Source organism: Kaistella rhinocerotis, assembly GCF_030243905.1.
Lineage (GTDB): Bacteria > Bacteroidota > Bacteroidia > Flavobacteriales > Weeksellaceae > Kaistella > Kaistella rhinocerotis.
In genome coordinates this window covers 572,060-588,633 of sequence record NZ_JASSYY010000001.1, presented here as the reverse complement: position 1 = coordinate 588,633, position 16,574 = coordinate 572,060, and the positions used below count along the sequence as shown (strand labels likewise).

Here is a 16,574-nt window from a genome sequence, read left to right as displayed (position 1 = left end):
TTACAGCCCGAAACCATTAAGTAATATGCATGAAGTTTTCATCTGATTCTTAATGGTTTTTTTATTTTTGCGCTACTAATTTCTTCAACCATGCCTGAAAACGACCAATTGCCCACGTCTCAAATCAAAAATAACCCGAAAATCATGCGGGCTTGGGCATATTATGACTGGGCAAATTCGGTGTATTCGCTGGTAATAACGTCCACCATTTTCCCGATCTATTATTCAATTCTTACCACTGCTTCAGAAAAAGCAGAGTATGTGAAGGAGACCGGACAGTGGATCAAAGTGCCGGTGCGTCATATGATTACGATATTCGGAAAAGATTATCAGCCGGACGCAATCTATGGTTATTCACTCACGATCTCATTTTTAATCGTTGTTTTGCTGTCGCCGATATTATCTTCGCTGGCCGATACAATCGGGAATAAGAAGTCGTTTTTGCAGTTTTTCTGTTATTTGGGAGCCACTTCGTGCATGGGTTTAGCTATGTTCACAGGGATGCAGAATGTGTTTCTGGGTTTGCTTTTCAGCATAACCGCCAGTGTAGGATTTTGGGGTAGTTTGGTTTTTTACAACTCTTTCCTGCCCGATATTGCATCGCGCGACAAGCAGGATGCGCTTTCCGCGAAAGGCTATGTTTATGGCTACATCGGGTCTGTGGTGTTGGTTGTGATCTGTTTGATATTGATTCAGGTTTTCGCCAAAACACCGGAAGACGCCAAACTTTATACCCGGATTTCGTTTCTGCTGACGGGTGCGTGGTGGTTTGGTTTCTCGCAGTACACTTTCAAGCATTTGCCTCAATTTGGCGCAGTACATTCCCAGTTGCCAAAAGATTTAGTGCTGCTCAACTATAAGAACATTTTTAAACAACATAAGGAACAGGGCGGATTTTGGATGGTTCTGAAAGATAATATCAGTTTCTATAAAGATGTAGTAAACGAGAGTTTTCATGAACTTTTCAAAGTAGGACGTAAGCTTTTTGCTGACCGAAACCTGAAATTTTTCCTTTCGAGTTTCTTTTTTTACAGTGTGGGGATGCAGACCATTTTCCTTATGGCGACACTGTTTGGGAAAAGTGAGATCAATCTGGCGCAGGATAAACTTATCCTGACACTTTTGGTGATCCAGATAGAAGCCATCATCGGAGCGATTATCTTTTCAAGACTTTCACGCGTCATCGGGAACAAGAATGTGATTTCAATCGCGATCATCCTTTGGATCGTTGCGTGTCTGTCTGCATATTTTCTAAACAAAGAGAATCCGTACGTGGAGTATAAGTTTTACGGAATCGCAGCCATTATCGGCCTGGTAATGGGCGGTTTGCAGGCGATGTCGCGTTCCACGTATTCGAAACTGCTGCCTGAAGATTCAATGGATAACACCACATTTTTCAGCTTTTATGACGTGCTCGAGAAACTGGCGATCATTCTCGGAACCTTTATTTTCGCGACAATGATTGATAAATACCACAATATGCGGTATTCAGCGCTTTCGATGTCACTGTTTTTCGCGGTTGGTTTAATATTAATCCGGTTTGTGAAACTTTCAATCTTTAAACCTAAGGGATAAGAATCAAAGTGCCGTTTTGGCTGCATTTTTGGTAGTAAGAGTTTAGCAAACAAATTCGTATCTTTGCATTTGAAAATCAATTCTTTGAGCTAATGACAAATCCTCTATTTTACGCTAAAATCCTCCTTTTCGGTGAATACGGTATCATTGAGGATTCTCAAGGACTTACGCTTCCCTACAGTTTTTATAAAGGCACGCTTAAGTTCTCAGATTTAAATACCGACTTCGAAAAAAAATCGAATACTTCCCTTGACAAATATGCTGATTATCTCACAGATATTACGCTTCCCGAAAAGTTTGAACTTGATGTAAGCGCCTTCAAAGCAGACATTGCTAAAGGTCTGTTTTTCGATTCTAATATTCCTCAAGGCTATGGTGTAGGGAGCTCCGGCGCTTTGGTGGCCGCGATCTTTGAAAGATATTCGGTTCTAGATTATCAGCCTGAAAGTATTTCAAAAGACGAGCTAAAGGAACTTAAACAAGTTTTTGGATTACTCGAAAGCTACTTTCACGGCAAGAGTTCGGGTATCGATCCGCTGATCTGCTACATGAATCTTCCGATCCTTATCGAAAACCGCGAAAACGTTGACCGGGTTTCTATTCCCCAAGGTGAAGCGGGAAAAGGAGCGATTTTTCTTATCGATTCTGGTATGACCGGCGAAACCGGTCCGATGGTGCAGATTTTCTTTGAAAAAATGAAGACCGAAGGCTTCCGCAAGACACTAAAAGAAGAATTCATACGCTACAATAATGCATGTATCGACGCTTTCCTTAAAAAAGAAATGACGCCGCTGTTCAGGAATCTTAAAAACCTTTCGGTATGGGCATATGAACATTTCAAACCAATGATTCCTGAAAGCCTGTACAACGCCTGGAAAAAAGGTCTTGATACCAATGCTTACTACCTTAAACTCTGTGGTAGCGGTGGCGGTGGCTATATTTTGGGATTTACCAGAGATTACGGAAAAGCTGAAAAGATGCTTGCGGGCTTTGAAAAAGAAGTTATTTACAGATTTTAATCATTCGGTCGCGAACTAATTTTCATAATTGATTTCGGTTTTTTTCGAATGAAAAACCCTTTATTTTACCGTTTTTCACAACTCGTAGGTTTTTTGCTTGGCGCACGGATTTTCGTGGCATTGCTGCTCACTTTCGCGCTGTATGTGTCCACCTTTTTCCTCTTTAACCAGGAGGAAAGTCTGGCCGATTTTGTGTTTGATTTCCGCGTCCACGGCATTATTTTTTGCACCGTTCTGAGCATTTTGGCCGGTGGGATCATCAATCAGTTTTATGACCTTGAAAAGGACCAGCTCACCAAACCTTTCCGCACAAAAATACAAAGCTTCTTAAAGCAAAAATACTTCCTGTACGCCTATCTTACATTGCTGGTGGCTTCGTTACTGTTCTCATTTCTTATCTCACCACGCGTCTTTTTCTTTTTTATAATCTACCAGTTTTTTATGTGGTTTTATAGCCATAAACTTAGCAAGGTGTTGATTGTGAACAATTTGACATTCGTAAGTCTTACACTTTACCCCTTTTTCGGGATGATGGTTTATTACCGGACCTTCTCGCTAAATGTTTTCCTGATGGCGCTTTTTATCTTCGTAATTCTGCTGCTGATAGACATCCTCAAAGATACACTCACCAAAAACGCCGATAAAATGTTCGGTTACAGCACCATTCCTAATTTTTTTGGAAATAAAGTCAGCCGTGCAGTCATTATTTTCCTTAGTCTTTCACTCATGCTCTGCTCGGCACTGATCATCAGACTGAATGGAATTCACAGTATTATGGATATTTATTTCGCCAGTGGATTATTGGTGATTGTCGCAGTCATCTTTCTGTCACTGCAGTCTTTCAAAAAATCGAATTTTTATGCGCTGAATATGCTGAGGATTTGGATTTTTGCGGGCATCATTGCGATGCTTCTGGACGGAATTTATACCCAGTTCTAGCCGTTAATAATTATACTTTAATATTTTAATCCTGCGCAGCCAATTGCAACAGGTAGCAGATTATCAGCGATAAAGTTTTATCTTTGCCCTAAATTTTTAAATATAATGAGCCGAGACCGAAACAGCAACGATAAACCGAAACGACCACGAATTTCCAAAATTTCAAATTCCGGTAGTTCACGCCCCGCTGCATCGCGCGCCAGAGCTCCAAAGAAAAGCGACGAGCCCGAAGCCAAAAAGACTGCACGCTCCGAGAAAGCCCGTGAACCAAAACTGATGTCCGAATCTGAAGCAAGGTCTTACGAGAAAAACATAAACAGACCTGCCTCGCGGAAACCTGCCGGTAAACGCACCGGAAAATCTTTCGATACACGCGACAAATACGAAAAAGGCGACAGTAAGTCAGGACCTAAAAAGCCATTCAAACCTTTCGACAGGAAAGATGAAGGCGAAAGAACACGCTCTTTTGTGCAAAAAAGACGATTTGATAAGCTAGCGAAAGAAACGCCGAAAGAGTCAATCCGCCTTAACAAGTACATCGCCAATTCCGGCATTTGCTCACGTCGCGAAGCTGATGAACTCATCACGCAAGGTTTGGTAACGGTAAATGGCCAGGTTGTGACAGAGATGGGTTACCAGGTGCAAAAAACCGATAAAGTGGTGTTTGACGGGCAGGGAATCACACCTGAGAAGCCGGTTTATGTACTGCTGAATAAACCTAAAGGTTACATTTCCACTACGAAAGACGAAAAAGCCAGAAAAACAGTGATGGATCTGGTGGCGAACGCGTCCCCGTACCGAGTTTTCCCGGTCGGAAGGCTTGACCGTTCTACGACAGGTGTCATCTTGCTGACCAATGATGGTCACATGACCAAGAAACTCACGCACCCTTCATTTAACATGAAGAAAATCTACCATGTCACTTTGGACAGAAAACTTGACCGTGCTGATCTCAACACGATTGCAGAAGGCATCCGTCTTGAAGAAGGTATCGCCGAAGTTGACAGCATTTCATACATCGAAGGAAAACCAAAAAACGAGATCGGTATTGAAATTCACATCGGCTGGAACCGTGTGGTACGCAGAATTTTCCAGAAATTAGGTTATGAAGTGGAAGCGCTGGACCGTGTGATGTTTGCAGGTCTGACGAAGAAAAACATCAAACGCGGACACTGGCGGATCCTTACCGATTTGGAAGTGAATAATCTTAAGATGATGTAGTCATTTATTAAAATACACCAAAACTTCCCGCAGACTGTCTGCGGGAAGTTTTTATTTAGAAATGGTATTTTAAGTTAAGTCCTGTAAAGAAATAAGCCTTGCCAGGCCCCGGATTCACGTCCGTGAAAACATTTGGATCGTTGTATTGGTTGTCTGCATCGGTATCATTGATGCTGTTTCCATAAAACAAAAACGTGTAATTGATTTGGTTCAACAGGTTGTTGCCGACCACGAAGATATCTGCATCTATTTTGTTGAAGCTGTGTTTGTAGCCGATCTTTGAATTCAAAAGACTGAAACTCCGAACCTCATTGCTGTTTGCAAAATCGGTGAACACGCTTCCCATGTAATTCAATGTATTCTGCCAGTACAATCCAGGGTTCGTCTCGATATCGAAACCGATGGAATACTTGTATTTGGGAATTCCGGGCACGTTTTTCCCGTCATAATTCATCACCGCTGCAGGACTGCCGCTCTCTTTTAAATAAGTTTTAAAATCAGAATATTTAAAATCACTGTACGTAACACTTGCAAATGGTTGAAAGTTTTTCACAATTGATTTCACGGGTTGCAGCAGGTAGCCGATACTGAATTCCAGACCGCGGTTCCGCTGGTTTCCGGTGTTGGCCCAATAGGTATAGGCCGTCGTAAGGTTATCCGGAATTTGCCCGCGCAATTGGGTAAGTTTGTCGTTAATATCAATTTGAAAAACTGAAAACTGGTAATCTACTGACGTGTCCGCAAAAAGTCCGTGCACACTGAAATCCCACATTTTGGCCTTTTCGGGAGTCAGATTGTCGTTGGTCTGATTAAGTCCGGCAATAAAAGCCGTGGCTGACGTCGGCGCATTATATCCCTCGCTGTAGCTAAGGTTAAAGATGTGTCTGTTAAAGCTTTTTTGGAGTGCAAAATGTGGAGTAGCCACAAGGTCAAAACTTTTCCCGAACGAAAGATTTTTGTTATAGAGGTCTTTTCCATTAACCACGAAGAGTCCAGGCAGCGCAAGCAGATCCTCGCGGTGGTAACTGATTTTATTTAAACTTACGCCACCTAAAAGCAGCAGGCCCCAAGGTTTGTATGTCACTTTTTCGACAATGAAAAAATTTGACTGATTGTTTTCATTCTTAAAGTAAGATCCCTCATAGATCGGTCTCAAGACCGGCGGTTCTGTGCTTTTTACGCCTTTGTACCGATAATTTGTAACCAACGGTCGTGATTGCTGCATTTCCACTCCAAACTCGGTTTGGCTGCTGAATTCTTCCCAGTCTTTTTCAAAATTAAAAACCGAACGTAAGCCATAGTTTGGCGTAGAAGAGGTTTCGTTGGCGCCCGCTGCGATCCGGTCACTTGTTGTCCCGCTGTAAAAAAAGGTGGTGTTATTCCGCAAGTCCCCTGTGATATCCCAAGTGTGTCCTAAACCTACGCGACTGGTGATGAATTTGGTTTTCGCGCCGCGACGGATGTAGGCGAAGTTTCCGTTATCAATACCATTATAATAATCGTCGTATGAGATTTGTCCGGATACCTGCTCCAAAGAATTGCCGTGTGTAGCAAGCCACGTTATTTTTTGGGAAGGATTCAGCTTGACTTCGCCCGTCAGATTATAAAAATTTTTGATTGTTTTACCGTTTGGTCTGTAACCGTCACTTCCGATGTGGCCATAATTTGCCGTTACCGAATGGTTTGCACCCACGTTGTTTAAGGCCGTCAATGACTGGAAAAGCCCAAACGAACCGGTAGTAAACTGTTCAGAAACGGAAGTTCCCATTTTGGTTTCAGGCCGAACGTAAAATCTTACCGCACCACCAGACCCGCCACCATAAAGCGTTGCCGCCGGACCTTTTATCACCTCGATTTGATTGACCGTGGCAAAGTTTACGTCGTCTAACACCGTTACGCCGTCTGCGCCTGTAAGCGGTACGTTGTTGAGATACATCTTGACGCCCCAGCTGTTGAATTTCTGATCGTTTCCATATCCGCGAAGGATGATGCGCTGGCCGCCGAGCTGCGTGCGCTTTTCTACCTGCACGCCAGCCATCGTATTCAGGCTCTGTTCTATAAATGCAGGGTTGTTTCTGTTAATTTCGTATTCCGAAACTACCTCGGTGGCCTGTGCGTGACGCTTGAACTCATCACGTTCTTTCTGTACTTTCTTTCGGGCGTGGATATTCACCGTTTCAATATTCTCCGTACCCTCCTGTCCTTTAATTGCGACCACAGAAAGCAATGCTGCCGCAAGAATATAATTTTTAAGCATATTTTAATTATTTAAATCTTAAACCGAAAAAAAAGGTAAAGCACAGCCTTACCTTTTTATATAGTTTTGATTATATCTATTTTCTTATCACGACAGAAGAGTAAATCATCGTACCGTTTTGGCTGGCTTTCAGCACATAACTTCCTTTGCTAAGGCTTTCGATGCTGAATTCTTCATTTGATTTTATATTTTTCTTCGTGAAAACCAGTCTTCCAGCCGCGTCGAACACTTCAATATCTGCAGTGTTACCGCCTTTCGTGTCAAATTTCAACTGTATCGGACCGCGCGTAGGATTCGGATATACTACGTTCGAAAGTAAACTGTGCTGCCCGTCTGATGTGGCAAGCGTACGGTCTATCTTTGTAGTGAACGCTCCCCGGCCATACGTTACTGCCAGGATGGTCTTATCCGAAGGTCTATAATCAAAATGGTTTACTTTAAATTTACCTAAACCGTCAGAATACAGTGCCCACTGCGGAGTCTCACTCTGGAAGGTGGATGTTCCCCAAACACCGTAATAAGTTCCAAGAATCACTTCATTATTATCTTCAGGGTTCATGAAGATCGCTTTTACAGGGATATCAGGTAGGTTTCCTTCTTTTGAAACGAAGTTTACACCGCCATCGGTACTGTAAAATACGCTGGTTTTGTTAAAATTGGAAACCGTCACCATAATTTCATTTTCCGACGCCCCAAGTTTGACATCTGAAATGTAACCGCCAAAATTTAAAGCGAACAGGCTTGTCACAGGCGTTGTATCTGCATTGGTAACTTTAAACAGTTTTCCGGACGACAGACCTACAAACAATGTAGAACTTGTGGTGGAATAGGGCGAAACCAAAATATCCGAAATCAGTTCGCCACTGGTCACCGTAGCTATATTGAGCTGCGAACGGGTTGGTGAAAAAGGCAATGTATCGAGCCCTTTGATTCTGTGCAGGATTACGGAAGTGCCGCTTCCTGTGGCGTTGGTGTAGGCGATATCAAGATTTCGGTCCACAGCTAACGGATTGATGAACTGACCTGCATTTTGTTGTGTTGAATTATTAATCAGTGCATACATCCCCTGACTGTTAAACAAATAGTGGAAATTGTAAACGTAAGAAGCAATCAAATATTTGTCCTGGTCGTCAAAGGCTGTGTACGCTCCGTCACCACCATATACTACGGATGAATTGTAGAAAGCGTTTGATAGTGCAGAACCTGACAGTTCCTGCGTACCGTTATCCTGAGCTCCCAAAATCATTTGCTCATTTGCTGTAGTGGCAGTTGGATTCAGTGTACCGTGATAAAACTGGGTGATATTGAATCTTCGGTTTCGCATTGCGATTGCTGAAGTACTTGCAAGGCTGTTTTTGTTTGCGGCGAAGAAGATCCCGCCGTCATTTCCCATTACAAACTGATCGGTATTTTTTGGGTTGAAAACCAATGCATGCTGATCGGCATGTACCAGTGAGATTGGAGCGGCAGCCATCAGGTTGTTATTGCTCCATTTCGTAATCTGCGCCCAGGTAAGACCTCCGTCGATACTTTTATAAGAATCAACGCCACCGGCGTAAACTATCTGGTCGTTGGTAGGATCTGTTTCAATCACCAGATCGTAAAAAGCCTGGCCGCGCGTGAAGTCATTGTCCGGTTGGCCTGTGTCAATAGGGTTTGGCAAGGTAATCCCAGAAAGCGGAACATTTGTGGAGCTCCAGGTTACCCCACCATCAATGGTTTTCGCCATCCGGATCGGTTCGGAACTCGTATTGGCGCCCTGCATCAGCGCGTACGCTTTCAGCGGATTGGTTTCTGAAACTTCCACCATCACTCTTGAACTGGCGTTCCCTACATCATATACGTTTGTAAATGTGGTACCGTTATCAGTTGATTTAAAGATTTTCCCGCCGGAGTTACTACCGGAAAAATAGCTTCTTCGCGTGGCTACCCAGATGGCATTGTCTGCGCCGATCTCAATGTCCTGAATATCGTAGCCACGAGTGCTGGTGGCCATCAAACTTGGCATTAAGGTAAAGTTAGTACCGTCAGTTGACTTATAAAGGCCCGCTTCGTAAAGTCCGGCAAAAGTTTGCGCATCACCGAAATAAGTTCCGGCAACGCCGGCAAGTACGATTGATGCACCGTTGTTGTTCAATACTTTAATGGTTGGAATGTTATACATTCCTCGTTTTACATTACCATTATATCCGTTCTCCAGGGTGAAGACCTGCTGCCAGGTTGCGCCACCATCGCTAGTTTTCCAGATTCCGAGACCGCTGAAGTCTCCGGTTTCCACTTCACCCGTACCTACATAGAAAATCATCGGGTTATTTGGGTCCGATGTAATACAGGAAACGGTAGTGTTAGACCAAAAGGCATCTACAAGTGTCCATTCCGAGTTGGCATTGGTGATATCATTGTTGTACCACAATCCGCCGGAAACACCTCCAGCCCAAACCTTTTTACCGCTCGCGTCATTTGGGTCGAACATGATGCCGCGTACACGTCCACCCACCGAATAAGGGCCACGTTCAACCCATTGGTTCGAAATTCCGTCTTTGGCATTCATGTCTTTTACGCCCCCAAACATTTTAAGTGACTGTTTGGGTGTATATTTCCCGGCAGCAACTGCCTGCTCCAGTGCTACATAATTTTGGTTTCGTACCGCGCCGGTTTCGGGGTCCATGGTTGCGATATAATCGTGCAGGAAGTACTCGTCAGGTGGTTTTTGGTTATGCTCTTTCGCATAAGCGACACTTTTTTGATAAGAATTAATGATTTCGCGGACGTGTTTAAGGTATTTTTTATTTACCTTATTATTTCGTGCAGCGTTTATGGGCGAAACCTGCGCATTGAGGTGCAGAGAGGCTACTGTGAGCCCAATTCCTAGAATAAATTTAAATTTCATGGTATTTGGATTTAATTTTTGCAAATATAAGTGTATAACGTTGATGTTTTTAATGTTTTTTTAATGTTTCCGCGATGTTATTTCTAAGGAAGTTTCAAAATCGCTGTTCTTTATTCAGGGACGTCCTCGTTTTCCGGTGAAGAGGCGCCATTTGATTTATTTTTAAAGATGATTTTCTGGCGTATCTCAGTTTTTGAAGTGATATTTTCGGAGACCAAATAGGCAGCATTCACATCAAAATTATCGTCCGTATGCACAGTTGTTCCGCTTTCAGTTACTGTGGGATGGGTTTCGGGGAAATAAGCGCCCGTCAATACCCAATTACCGTCGTGTTTTGACCTGTTCAAAGGGATTTTAATATTATCAATCATTAAATGTAGCGGCTTCACCGTTCCGTTTTCTTTCACGATAATTGTAAAACGCTCAGCTCTTGCACCGCGAACGCCTCCCAAACTCACTTCGTGCCACGCATTTTCAATTTTTAAATTTTGCGCTGAACTGCATGAACACACTAAAAACAGCACAGTAAGAAGAGTTAAGGTTCTCATGATTTGTGTAAATTATTTGCAGGAAATGTACAAAAAAACTTCCTGCGGTATGCAGGAAGTTTGCTGTTTATCTTTTTGAAAGCATCAAATAGAATCGATGATTTGGTTCAATGTTCCGGACGGACGCATTGCAGCGTAAGTTTTAGAAGAATCGGGGTGATAATATCCGCCAATTTCCTGTGCTTTGCCCTGTGCACCAATAAGTTCCTCATTGATTTTTGATTCATTTTGCATCATTGCGTCCGCTACAGGTTTGAAAGTTCCAGCAATGCCCTGATCCTGTGTTTGGTTTGCCAAGGCTTCTGCCCAATACATCGCAAGATAGAAGTGCGAACCACGGTTATCAATAAAGCCCACTTTTCTTGCCGGCGATTTGTCTTCAGCCAGAAACTTTTCGTTGGCAGAATCTAACGCGTCAGCCAAAATTTGCGCTTTACTGTTGTCCTGAGTCTGTGCAACATGCTCAAGGCTCGCCTGCAGTGCCATGAATTCACCCAAAGAATCCCAACGCAGGTAACCTTCCTCAATGAACTGCTCAATATGTTTCGGTGCAGATCCTCCGGCTCCGGTTTCGAATAGACCGCCGCCATTCATCAAAGGAACGATGGAAAGCATCTTTGCAGAAGTTCCGAGCTCAAGGATAGGGAAGAGGTCGGTAAGATAATCCCGCAGTACGTTTCCGGATACCGAAATCGTATCAAGTCCCTGGCGGATTCTTTCGAGCGTCAAGGTCATCGCGTCCTCAATATTCAAAATTCGGATGTCCAGACCTTCATTATCGTGATCTCTAAGGTATTTTTCTACTTTCTTGATCATTTCATTATCGTGGGCACGCTTTTCATCTAACCAGAAAATCGCCGGTGTAGCTGAAAGTCTTGCGCGGTTTACCGCCAGCTTTACCCAATCCTGAATTGGAGCATCTTTCGTTTGGCACATTCTGAAAATATCCCCTTTTTCCACAGTTTGTTCCATGAAGATATTTCCGTCTGCATCGGTTACACGCACTGTACCGTCAGCAGTCACCTGGAAAGTCTTATCATGCGAACCGTACTCTTCGGCTTTTTGCGCCATCAGCCCCACATTCGGCACAGAACCCATCGTACGGGGATCCAATGCACCATTTTTCTTCATGTCATCAATCGCAGCCTGATAAAAGCCGGCATAGTTGCGGTCTGGAATCATCGCGATGGTATCTTCTTCCTGACCCGCTTTGTTCCACATCTTACCGCCACCGCGGATAAGAGCTGCCATCGAGGCGTCCACAATAATGTCAGACGGCACATGGAAATTCGTGATACCTTTATCGGAATTCACCATGGCTATTGCCGGTCCGTTCGCGATGATGTTTTCTATTTCAGATTTGATCTCGGCTTCCTGTTCTTTACCTGCAATCTTGTCGAACAGATCCTGCAAACCATTATTAGGATTAATGTCCAGCTCCGCAAATAAATCCGCATATTTTGTGAAAACATCTTTAAAATAAACCTCGACCATCGCCCCGAAAATAATCGGGTCTGAAATTTTCATCATCGTGGCTTTCAGGTGTCCGGAAAGCAAAACACCTGCTGCTTTGGCTTCTTCGATGGTATTTGCTACAAAAGATTTCAAAGCATTAAGGTTTAAAACTGAAGTGTCGATGATTTCACCGGCCTTCAATGGTGATAAACCTTTTAGTTCCGTTACGGCGCCATCTTTAGCGACAAATTCTATTTTAAATTGAGTCGCGTTCTCTACGGTTACCGATTTTTCGCTTCCGTAAAAGTCGCCGTCTGTCATGTGCGCAACTTTAGTCTTCGAGTCACTGCTCCAGGCACCCATTCTGTGAGGATTTGCTTTTGCGTAATTCTTTACGGCTCTTGGTGCGCGGCGGTCTGAATTTCCTTCACGCAGCACGGGATTCACGGCGCTGCCAAGTACTTTTGCATATTTTGCTTTGATGGCTTTTTCTTCATCATTTTTAGGCTCTGCAGGATAATTCGGAACGGCAAAACCGTGTTTTTGAAGTTCGGCAATCGCACCGTCAAGCTGCGGTACAGATGCAGAAATATTGGGAAGTTTGATAATATTAGCTTCAGGGGTAGTGGCCAATTGGCCAAGTTCTGCCAGAGCGTCTTCTACCTTTTGGTCTTCTTTAAGGTATTCGGGAAAGTTTGCGAGGATCCGGCCCGATAACGAAATATCTTTCGGAAGAATCTCGATATCAGCAGTTTTTGCAAATGCTTCTACGATTGGTAAAAAAGAATGGGTGGCCAACATCGGCGCTTCATCTGTCCAGGTATAGACGATTTTAGATTTATCTGACATTATTAATGATTTAAAAAATTTAAAGAAACAAATTTAGGCAAATTAATAGGACTGTGAAATAACTGCAACCGGCAGTTTTAAGATTATTTTAACCTAAAACATATCCTAACCTTGCCCTATATTGGCTACTTTTGGAAGGAACAAAAAACAAAACTATTATGGCAAATATCACTTTGAAAGGAAACGCAGTGAAGACGGTGGGCAACCTGCCCCAAATTGGCGATAACCTGAAAGACTTCAAACTTGTAAATGAGAAACTTGAGGAAAAAACGCTAAGCGATTACAGCGGAAAAAGGATAATCCTTAATATTTTTCCGAGCATCGATACCGGAATTTGCGCAGAATCTGCCCGAAAATTCAACGTAGAAGCCGGAACGTTGAATAACGCGGTTGTCATCAACGTTTCGAAAGATCTGCCATTTGCATTGGGTCGGTTTTGTGCGGCAGAAGGTTTAAATCATGTAGAATCGCTTTCAGATTACCGCGGAACTTTCGGTGATGATTACGGTGTTGAGATGGAAGATTCGCCAATGCAGGGCTTGCTAAGCCGCGCGGTGATTGTGGCCGATGAAAACGGCAAGGTGATCTATACCGAACAGGTGCCCGAAATCGCGCAGGAGCCAGATTATCAAAATGCGCTCGCCGCTCTTGCTTAATCAATAAAAAAACGCAATTCATTTTGCGTTTTTTTGCTTTAATGCGCCGGTTTGCAATTATTTAGATGCAAAAAAAGTTGTGACAACAATTGTTGCGTTTTTAAATTTTTGCTTTTAACTTTGATAAAAACTGATAAAAATAAAAACCATGGCAAAAGTAAATTCTTACCTGAACTTTGATGGCACTGCGGAAGAAGCGTTTCTATTTTACCGCTCGGTATTGGGCGGAGATTTCGCAGGAGGGATCATGAAAATGGGTTCCGCGCCAGGTGCTGAAAATCTTTCAGACGAAATGAAAAACCGTGTACTTCACGTTTCACTACCGATTGGGGATAATCTTCTGATGGGTTCAGACATCGTTCCCGAAATGGGTCAGAAGCTGCAGACCGGCAACAGTAATTATATTTCGCTGCATACGGACAGCCGCGCTGATGCAGACCGGATCTTTACCGCGCTGGCAGAGGGCGGAGAAGTTGAGATGCCCATGGAAGACCAATTCTGGGGCGACTATTTCGGCAGTCTGCAGGATAAATTCGGGATTTTCTGGATGATTAATTTCAATGAAGCCTACACGTAGTTGCCCGCGTCAGCCCCGTCACCTTGTTTACAACAATCTTTTTCCTTATTTTTAGAGGAAATTATAACTTTTATGGAACCAATTAAGATTGAAATCACAATTCTAAAACCTGTGCATAAGGTTTGGGAATTTATGAATGACCCCAAACATATTACCAAGTGGAATTTTGCCAATGACAAATGGCACTGCCCGAAAGCTGAAAATGACCTGCGTGTCGGCGGCACCCTGAGAACCCGCATGGAGGCGAAAGACAAAAGTTTTGGTTTCGATTATGTAGCGGTGTATGAAGAGATTCAGCCGGAAAGGCTGATCCGTTACCGCCTGGAAGACGGCCGCACGGTAGAAATTGTTTTCAATGCTGTAGATCCCGGCACTACTCAAATCATCGAAACGTTTGAACCTGAAACCCAGAATTCACGCGAGATGCAGCGTGAAGGTTGGTATGCGATCCTGAACAATTTTCATAAATACGCTGAAAACAATTAGAACTTCTCATTTTCTTAAATTTAAAAATGACCAACAAAATATTTCCATGTCTCTGGTTTGACGGCGACGGCAATGAAGCAGCAAAATTTTATGTCGAAACCTTCGGTGGCAAAATCACCGTAGATACGCCAAGTGTGATCAATTTTGAACTGTTTGGGCAGCGCCTGATGATCCTGAATGCCGGTCCGCAATTCAAGAAAAATGCGTCCGTTTCTTTTATGGTGTTTTGTGACAGTGAGCAGGAAGTAGAAAAATATTGGTCTGCGTTATCCGATGGCGGTAATGTGCTGATGGATATCGGCGAATATCCGTGGAGCAGGAAATATGGTTGGGTTGAGGACAAATATGGTGTTACGTGGCAAATCATGTTCACAGAAAAGGCAATTGCACAGAAAATAGTTCCGGTGTTGATGTTCATCCATCAGAATAATGGTAAAGCGATGGACGCGATGCGCTTCTACACTGATTTATTTCCCAATTCAGAGATCCAAAGCATTTCCAAATATGGAGAAAAAGGTGGTGATGCGCATGAAATCGCGGGAAATATTAATTTCGCTCAATTTTCCGTAAGTGGTTATACGCTTGCGTGTATGGACAATTCATATGATCACCAGTTCGATTTTAATGAAGCTGTCTCTATCGTTGTAATGACCGATGATCAGGAAGAAACAGATCAACTTTGGAATGCGCTAACTTCTGATGGGGGGCGCGCTTCGATGTGCGGCTGGCTGAAAGACAGGTTTGGACTGAGCTGGCAGATTGTCCCAAAGAAACTTATTGAGCTGATGAATGATCCCGATCCGTTCAAGGGTAAAAAGGTGATGGAAACGATGATGACGATGCAGAAAATTGACATCGCGCAGCTCGAAAAAGCGTACAGTTCTTAGATTTTAAAAAAAAATATTTTAAATAAACATTATGGCGACCTTCAACTACGAAATTATAATCAATGCACCCATCCAAAAAGTGTGGGATCTGCTTTGGGGCGAAGATACCTATGGCGAATGGACGCAGTTTTTCTCCGCCGGAAGCCAATTTAAGACCGATTGGGAAGTTGGCGGCGAAACTTATTTTATGGACAGCGAAGGGAACGGTATGTTCTCCACGATCCGTTCAGTCAATGAACCGGAAGAAGTGATCTTCAGCCACCTCGGAATGGTAAGGAACGGTGAAGTGGATACAGCGACAATCAATCAGCTGGAATGGAGCGGTGCCGAAGAAAAATATTTCTTGCGCGAAATAGGTCCAAATACGACGGAACTTCGTGCGGAAGTGCACGCTACCGGCGAAATGGAGGGGATGATGAACCGTGGCTTCAATGAAGGTTTTAAAGTCCTCAAAAATCTTGCGGAAAAGTAAATATTTAAAATAAGACACTTTCCGCCCAACTTTCAGATAATCCTTATTTTTGCGCGAAAGTTCCAGCCAAATGAAAAACTACTATTATTTTCTCAGCGTAGAAGAAAATGCAGGCGATGAGGAAATAAGAAAGGCCTACCGCAAGCTTTCGGTGAAATACCATCCGGATAAAAACGAAAATGACGCTTTTTTCGCCAAACGTTTTATGGAAGTTCAGGAGGCGTACGATGTGCTGGGTGACAGCGAGAAAAGGCGAATCTACGATGAAAACCTGAGTCATCAGCAGCGCAGTTACCGGCCTACACTGCCGCCAGCAATCAAAAGTTTTTCTTCAAATAAGATCAGGGCACAAAAAGGGGAGGAGATCATCATCAAATGGCAGACAAACAATGCCGACATCGTAAAAATCATTCCTTTTGGGCTTGAAAAAGGGTATGGCGAACGTGCTTTTAAAATCACCGACTTCAAGAACGGCGAGTTTCAACTTTTGCTTCACGCAACCAATTCGCTTTTGAATAAAACGGTTGTCCGTGCGCTTACAATTACTGAAGTTTTCGAAAATGACTCAGAGAAGTTCCGGAATGAGGTGGAAGAACTTTTTAAGCCCCAAAAACCTTCACGCACGAACCCTGGCGGTCAGCCGCGAATTATCCGGCTCGTGCTCGCGCTGGTTTTCGTACTTATCGCGGTTTTGCTACTCTACAAAACGTTTAATTCTTAAGAAAGTCAGGCTAATTTAAGCC

14 protein-coding genes are annotated in these 16,574 nt (G+C 43.4%); 10 read left to right on the top strand and 4 right to left on the bottom strand.

Annotation, left to right across the window (positions count from 1 at the left end; all coding sequences use genetic code 11):
* The first annotated feature begins 90 nt into the window (after positions 1-90).
* The 4 genes from QEP06_RS02655 to QEP06_RS02640 all read left to right on the top strand — a co-directional run bounded on the left by QEP06_RS02655 (position 91) and on the right by QEP06_RS02640 (position 4,754).
* The gene (locus QEP06_RS02655; RefSeq protein ID WP_285268957.1) at positions 91-1,575 is read left to right on the top strand and encodes an MFS transporter; all 1,485 of its coding nucleotides are present in this window, start codon (positions 91-93) and stop codon (positions 1,573-1,575) included.
* 92 nt (positions 1,576-1,667) lie between these two features.
* Entirely contained in the window at positions 1,668-2,594 is a 927-nt protein-coding gene (locus tag QEP06_RS02650; RefSeq protein WP_285268956.1) for a mevalonate kinase family protein, read from the top strand.
* A 48-nt stretch (positions 2,595-2,642) separates the two neighbouring features.
* Positions 2,643-3,533, top strand: coding sequence for a UbiA family prenyltransferase (locus QEP06_RS02645; RefSeq protein WP_285268955.1), 891 nt, complete (start codon positions 2,643-2,645; stop codon positions 3,531-3,533).
* Positions 3,534-3,809: 276 nt separating this feature from the next.
* Positions 3,810-4,754, top strand: a complete 945-nt coding sequence (locus QEP06_RS02640) for a pseudouridine synthase (RefSeq protein ID WP_251833716.1) — start codon at positions 3,810-3,812, stop codon at positions 4,752-4,754.
* Between the two features lie 55 nt (positions 4,755-4,809).
* Here QEP06_RS02640 and QEP06_RS02635 read toward each other — a convergent pair whose 3' ends face one another.
* The 4 genes from QEP06_RS02635 to QEP06_RS02620 form a co-directional block, all read right to left on the bottom strand.
* Complete coding sequence (locus QEP06_RS02635) at positions 4,810-7,011, bottom strand: TonB-dependent receptor (RefSeq protein WP_285268954.1); 2,202 nt, start codon at positions 7,009-7,011, stop codon at positions 4,810-4,812.
* 76 nt (positions 7,012-7,087) lie between these two features.
* On the bottom strand, positions 7,088-9,901 hold the full coding sequence (locus QEP06_RS02630; protein ID WP_285268953.1) for a T9SS type A sorting domain-containing protein: 2,814 nt from the start codon (positions 9,899-9,901) through the stop codon (positions 7,088-7,090).
* Between the two features lie 110 nt (positions 9,902-10,011).
* Positions 10,012-10,449 carry a hypothetical protein gene (locus tag QEP06_RS02625; protein WP_285268952.1) on the bottom strand — a complete coding sequence of 146 codons (438 nt, stop codon included), beginning with the start codon at positions 10,447-10,449 and terminating at the stop codon, positions 10,012-10,014.
* An 84-nt stretch (positions 10,450-10,533) separates the two neighbouring features.
* Entirely contained in the window at positions 10,534-12,753 is a 2,220-nt protein-coding gene (locus QEP06_RS02620) for an NADP-dependent isocitrate dehydrogenase (protein ID WP_285268951.1), read from the bottom strand.
* A 158-nt stretch (positions 12,754-12,911) separates the two neighbouring features.
* Here QEP06_RS02620 and tpx point away from each other — a divergent pair, with 158 nt between their 5' ends.
* The 6 genes from tpx to QEP06_RS02590 all read left to right on the top strand — a co-directional run bounded on the left by tpx (position 12,912) and on the right by QEP06_RS02590 (position 16,552).
* Entirely contained in the window at positions 12,912-13,409 is a 498-nt protein-coding gene (tpx, locus tag QEP06_RS02615; protein ID WP_285268950.1) for a thiol peroxidase, read from the top strand.
* Positions 13,410-13,557: 148 nt separating this feature from the next.
* Positions 13,558-13,986 (top strand): VOC family protein, encoded by a 429-nt coding sequence (locus QEP06_RS02610; protein WP_285268949.1) that lies wholly within the window; start codon positions 13,558-13,560, stop codon positions 13,984-13,986.
* Between the two features lie 72 nt (positions 13,987-14,058).
* A complete protein-coding gene (locus QEP06_RS02605; protein WP_285268948.1) occupies positions 14,059-14,472 on the top strand; it encodes an SRPBCC domain-containing protein in 414 nt (137 codons plus the stop codon).
* A gap of 26 nt (positions 14,473-14,498) precedes the next feature.
* Positions 14,499-15,359, top strand: coding sequence for a VOC family protein (locus tag QEP06_RS02600; protein WP_285268947.1), 861 nt, complete (start codon positions 14,499-14,501; stop codon positions 15,357-15,359).
* A 31-nt stretch (positions 15,360-15,390) separates the two neighbouring features.
* Positions 15,391-15,831, top strand: a complete 441-nt coding sequence (locus tag QEP06_RS02595) for an SRPBCC family protein (RefSeq protein ID WP_285268946.1) — start codon at positions 15,391-15,393, stop codon at positions 15,829-15,831.
* 70 nt (positions 15,832-15,901) lie between these two features.
* The gene (locus QEP06_RS02590) at positions 15,902-16,552 is read left to right on the top strand and encodes a J domain-containing protein (RefSeq protein ID WP_285268945.1); all 651 of its coding nucleotides are present in this window, start codon (positions 15,902-15,904) and stop codon (positions 16,550-16,552) included.
* The last annotated feature ends 22 nt before the right edge of the window (positions 16,553-16,574 follow it).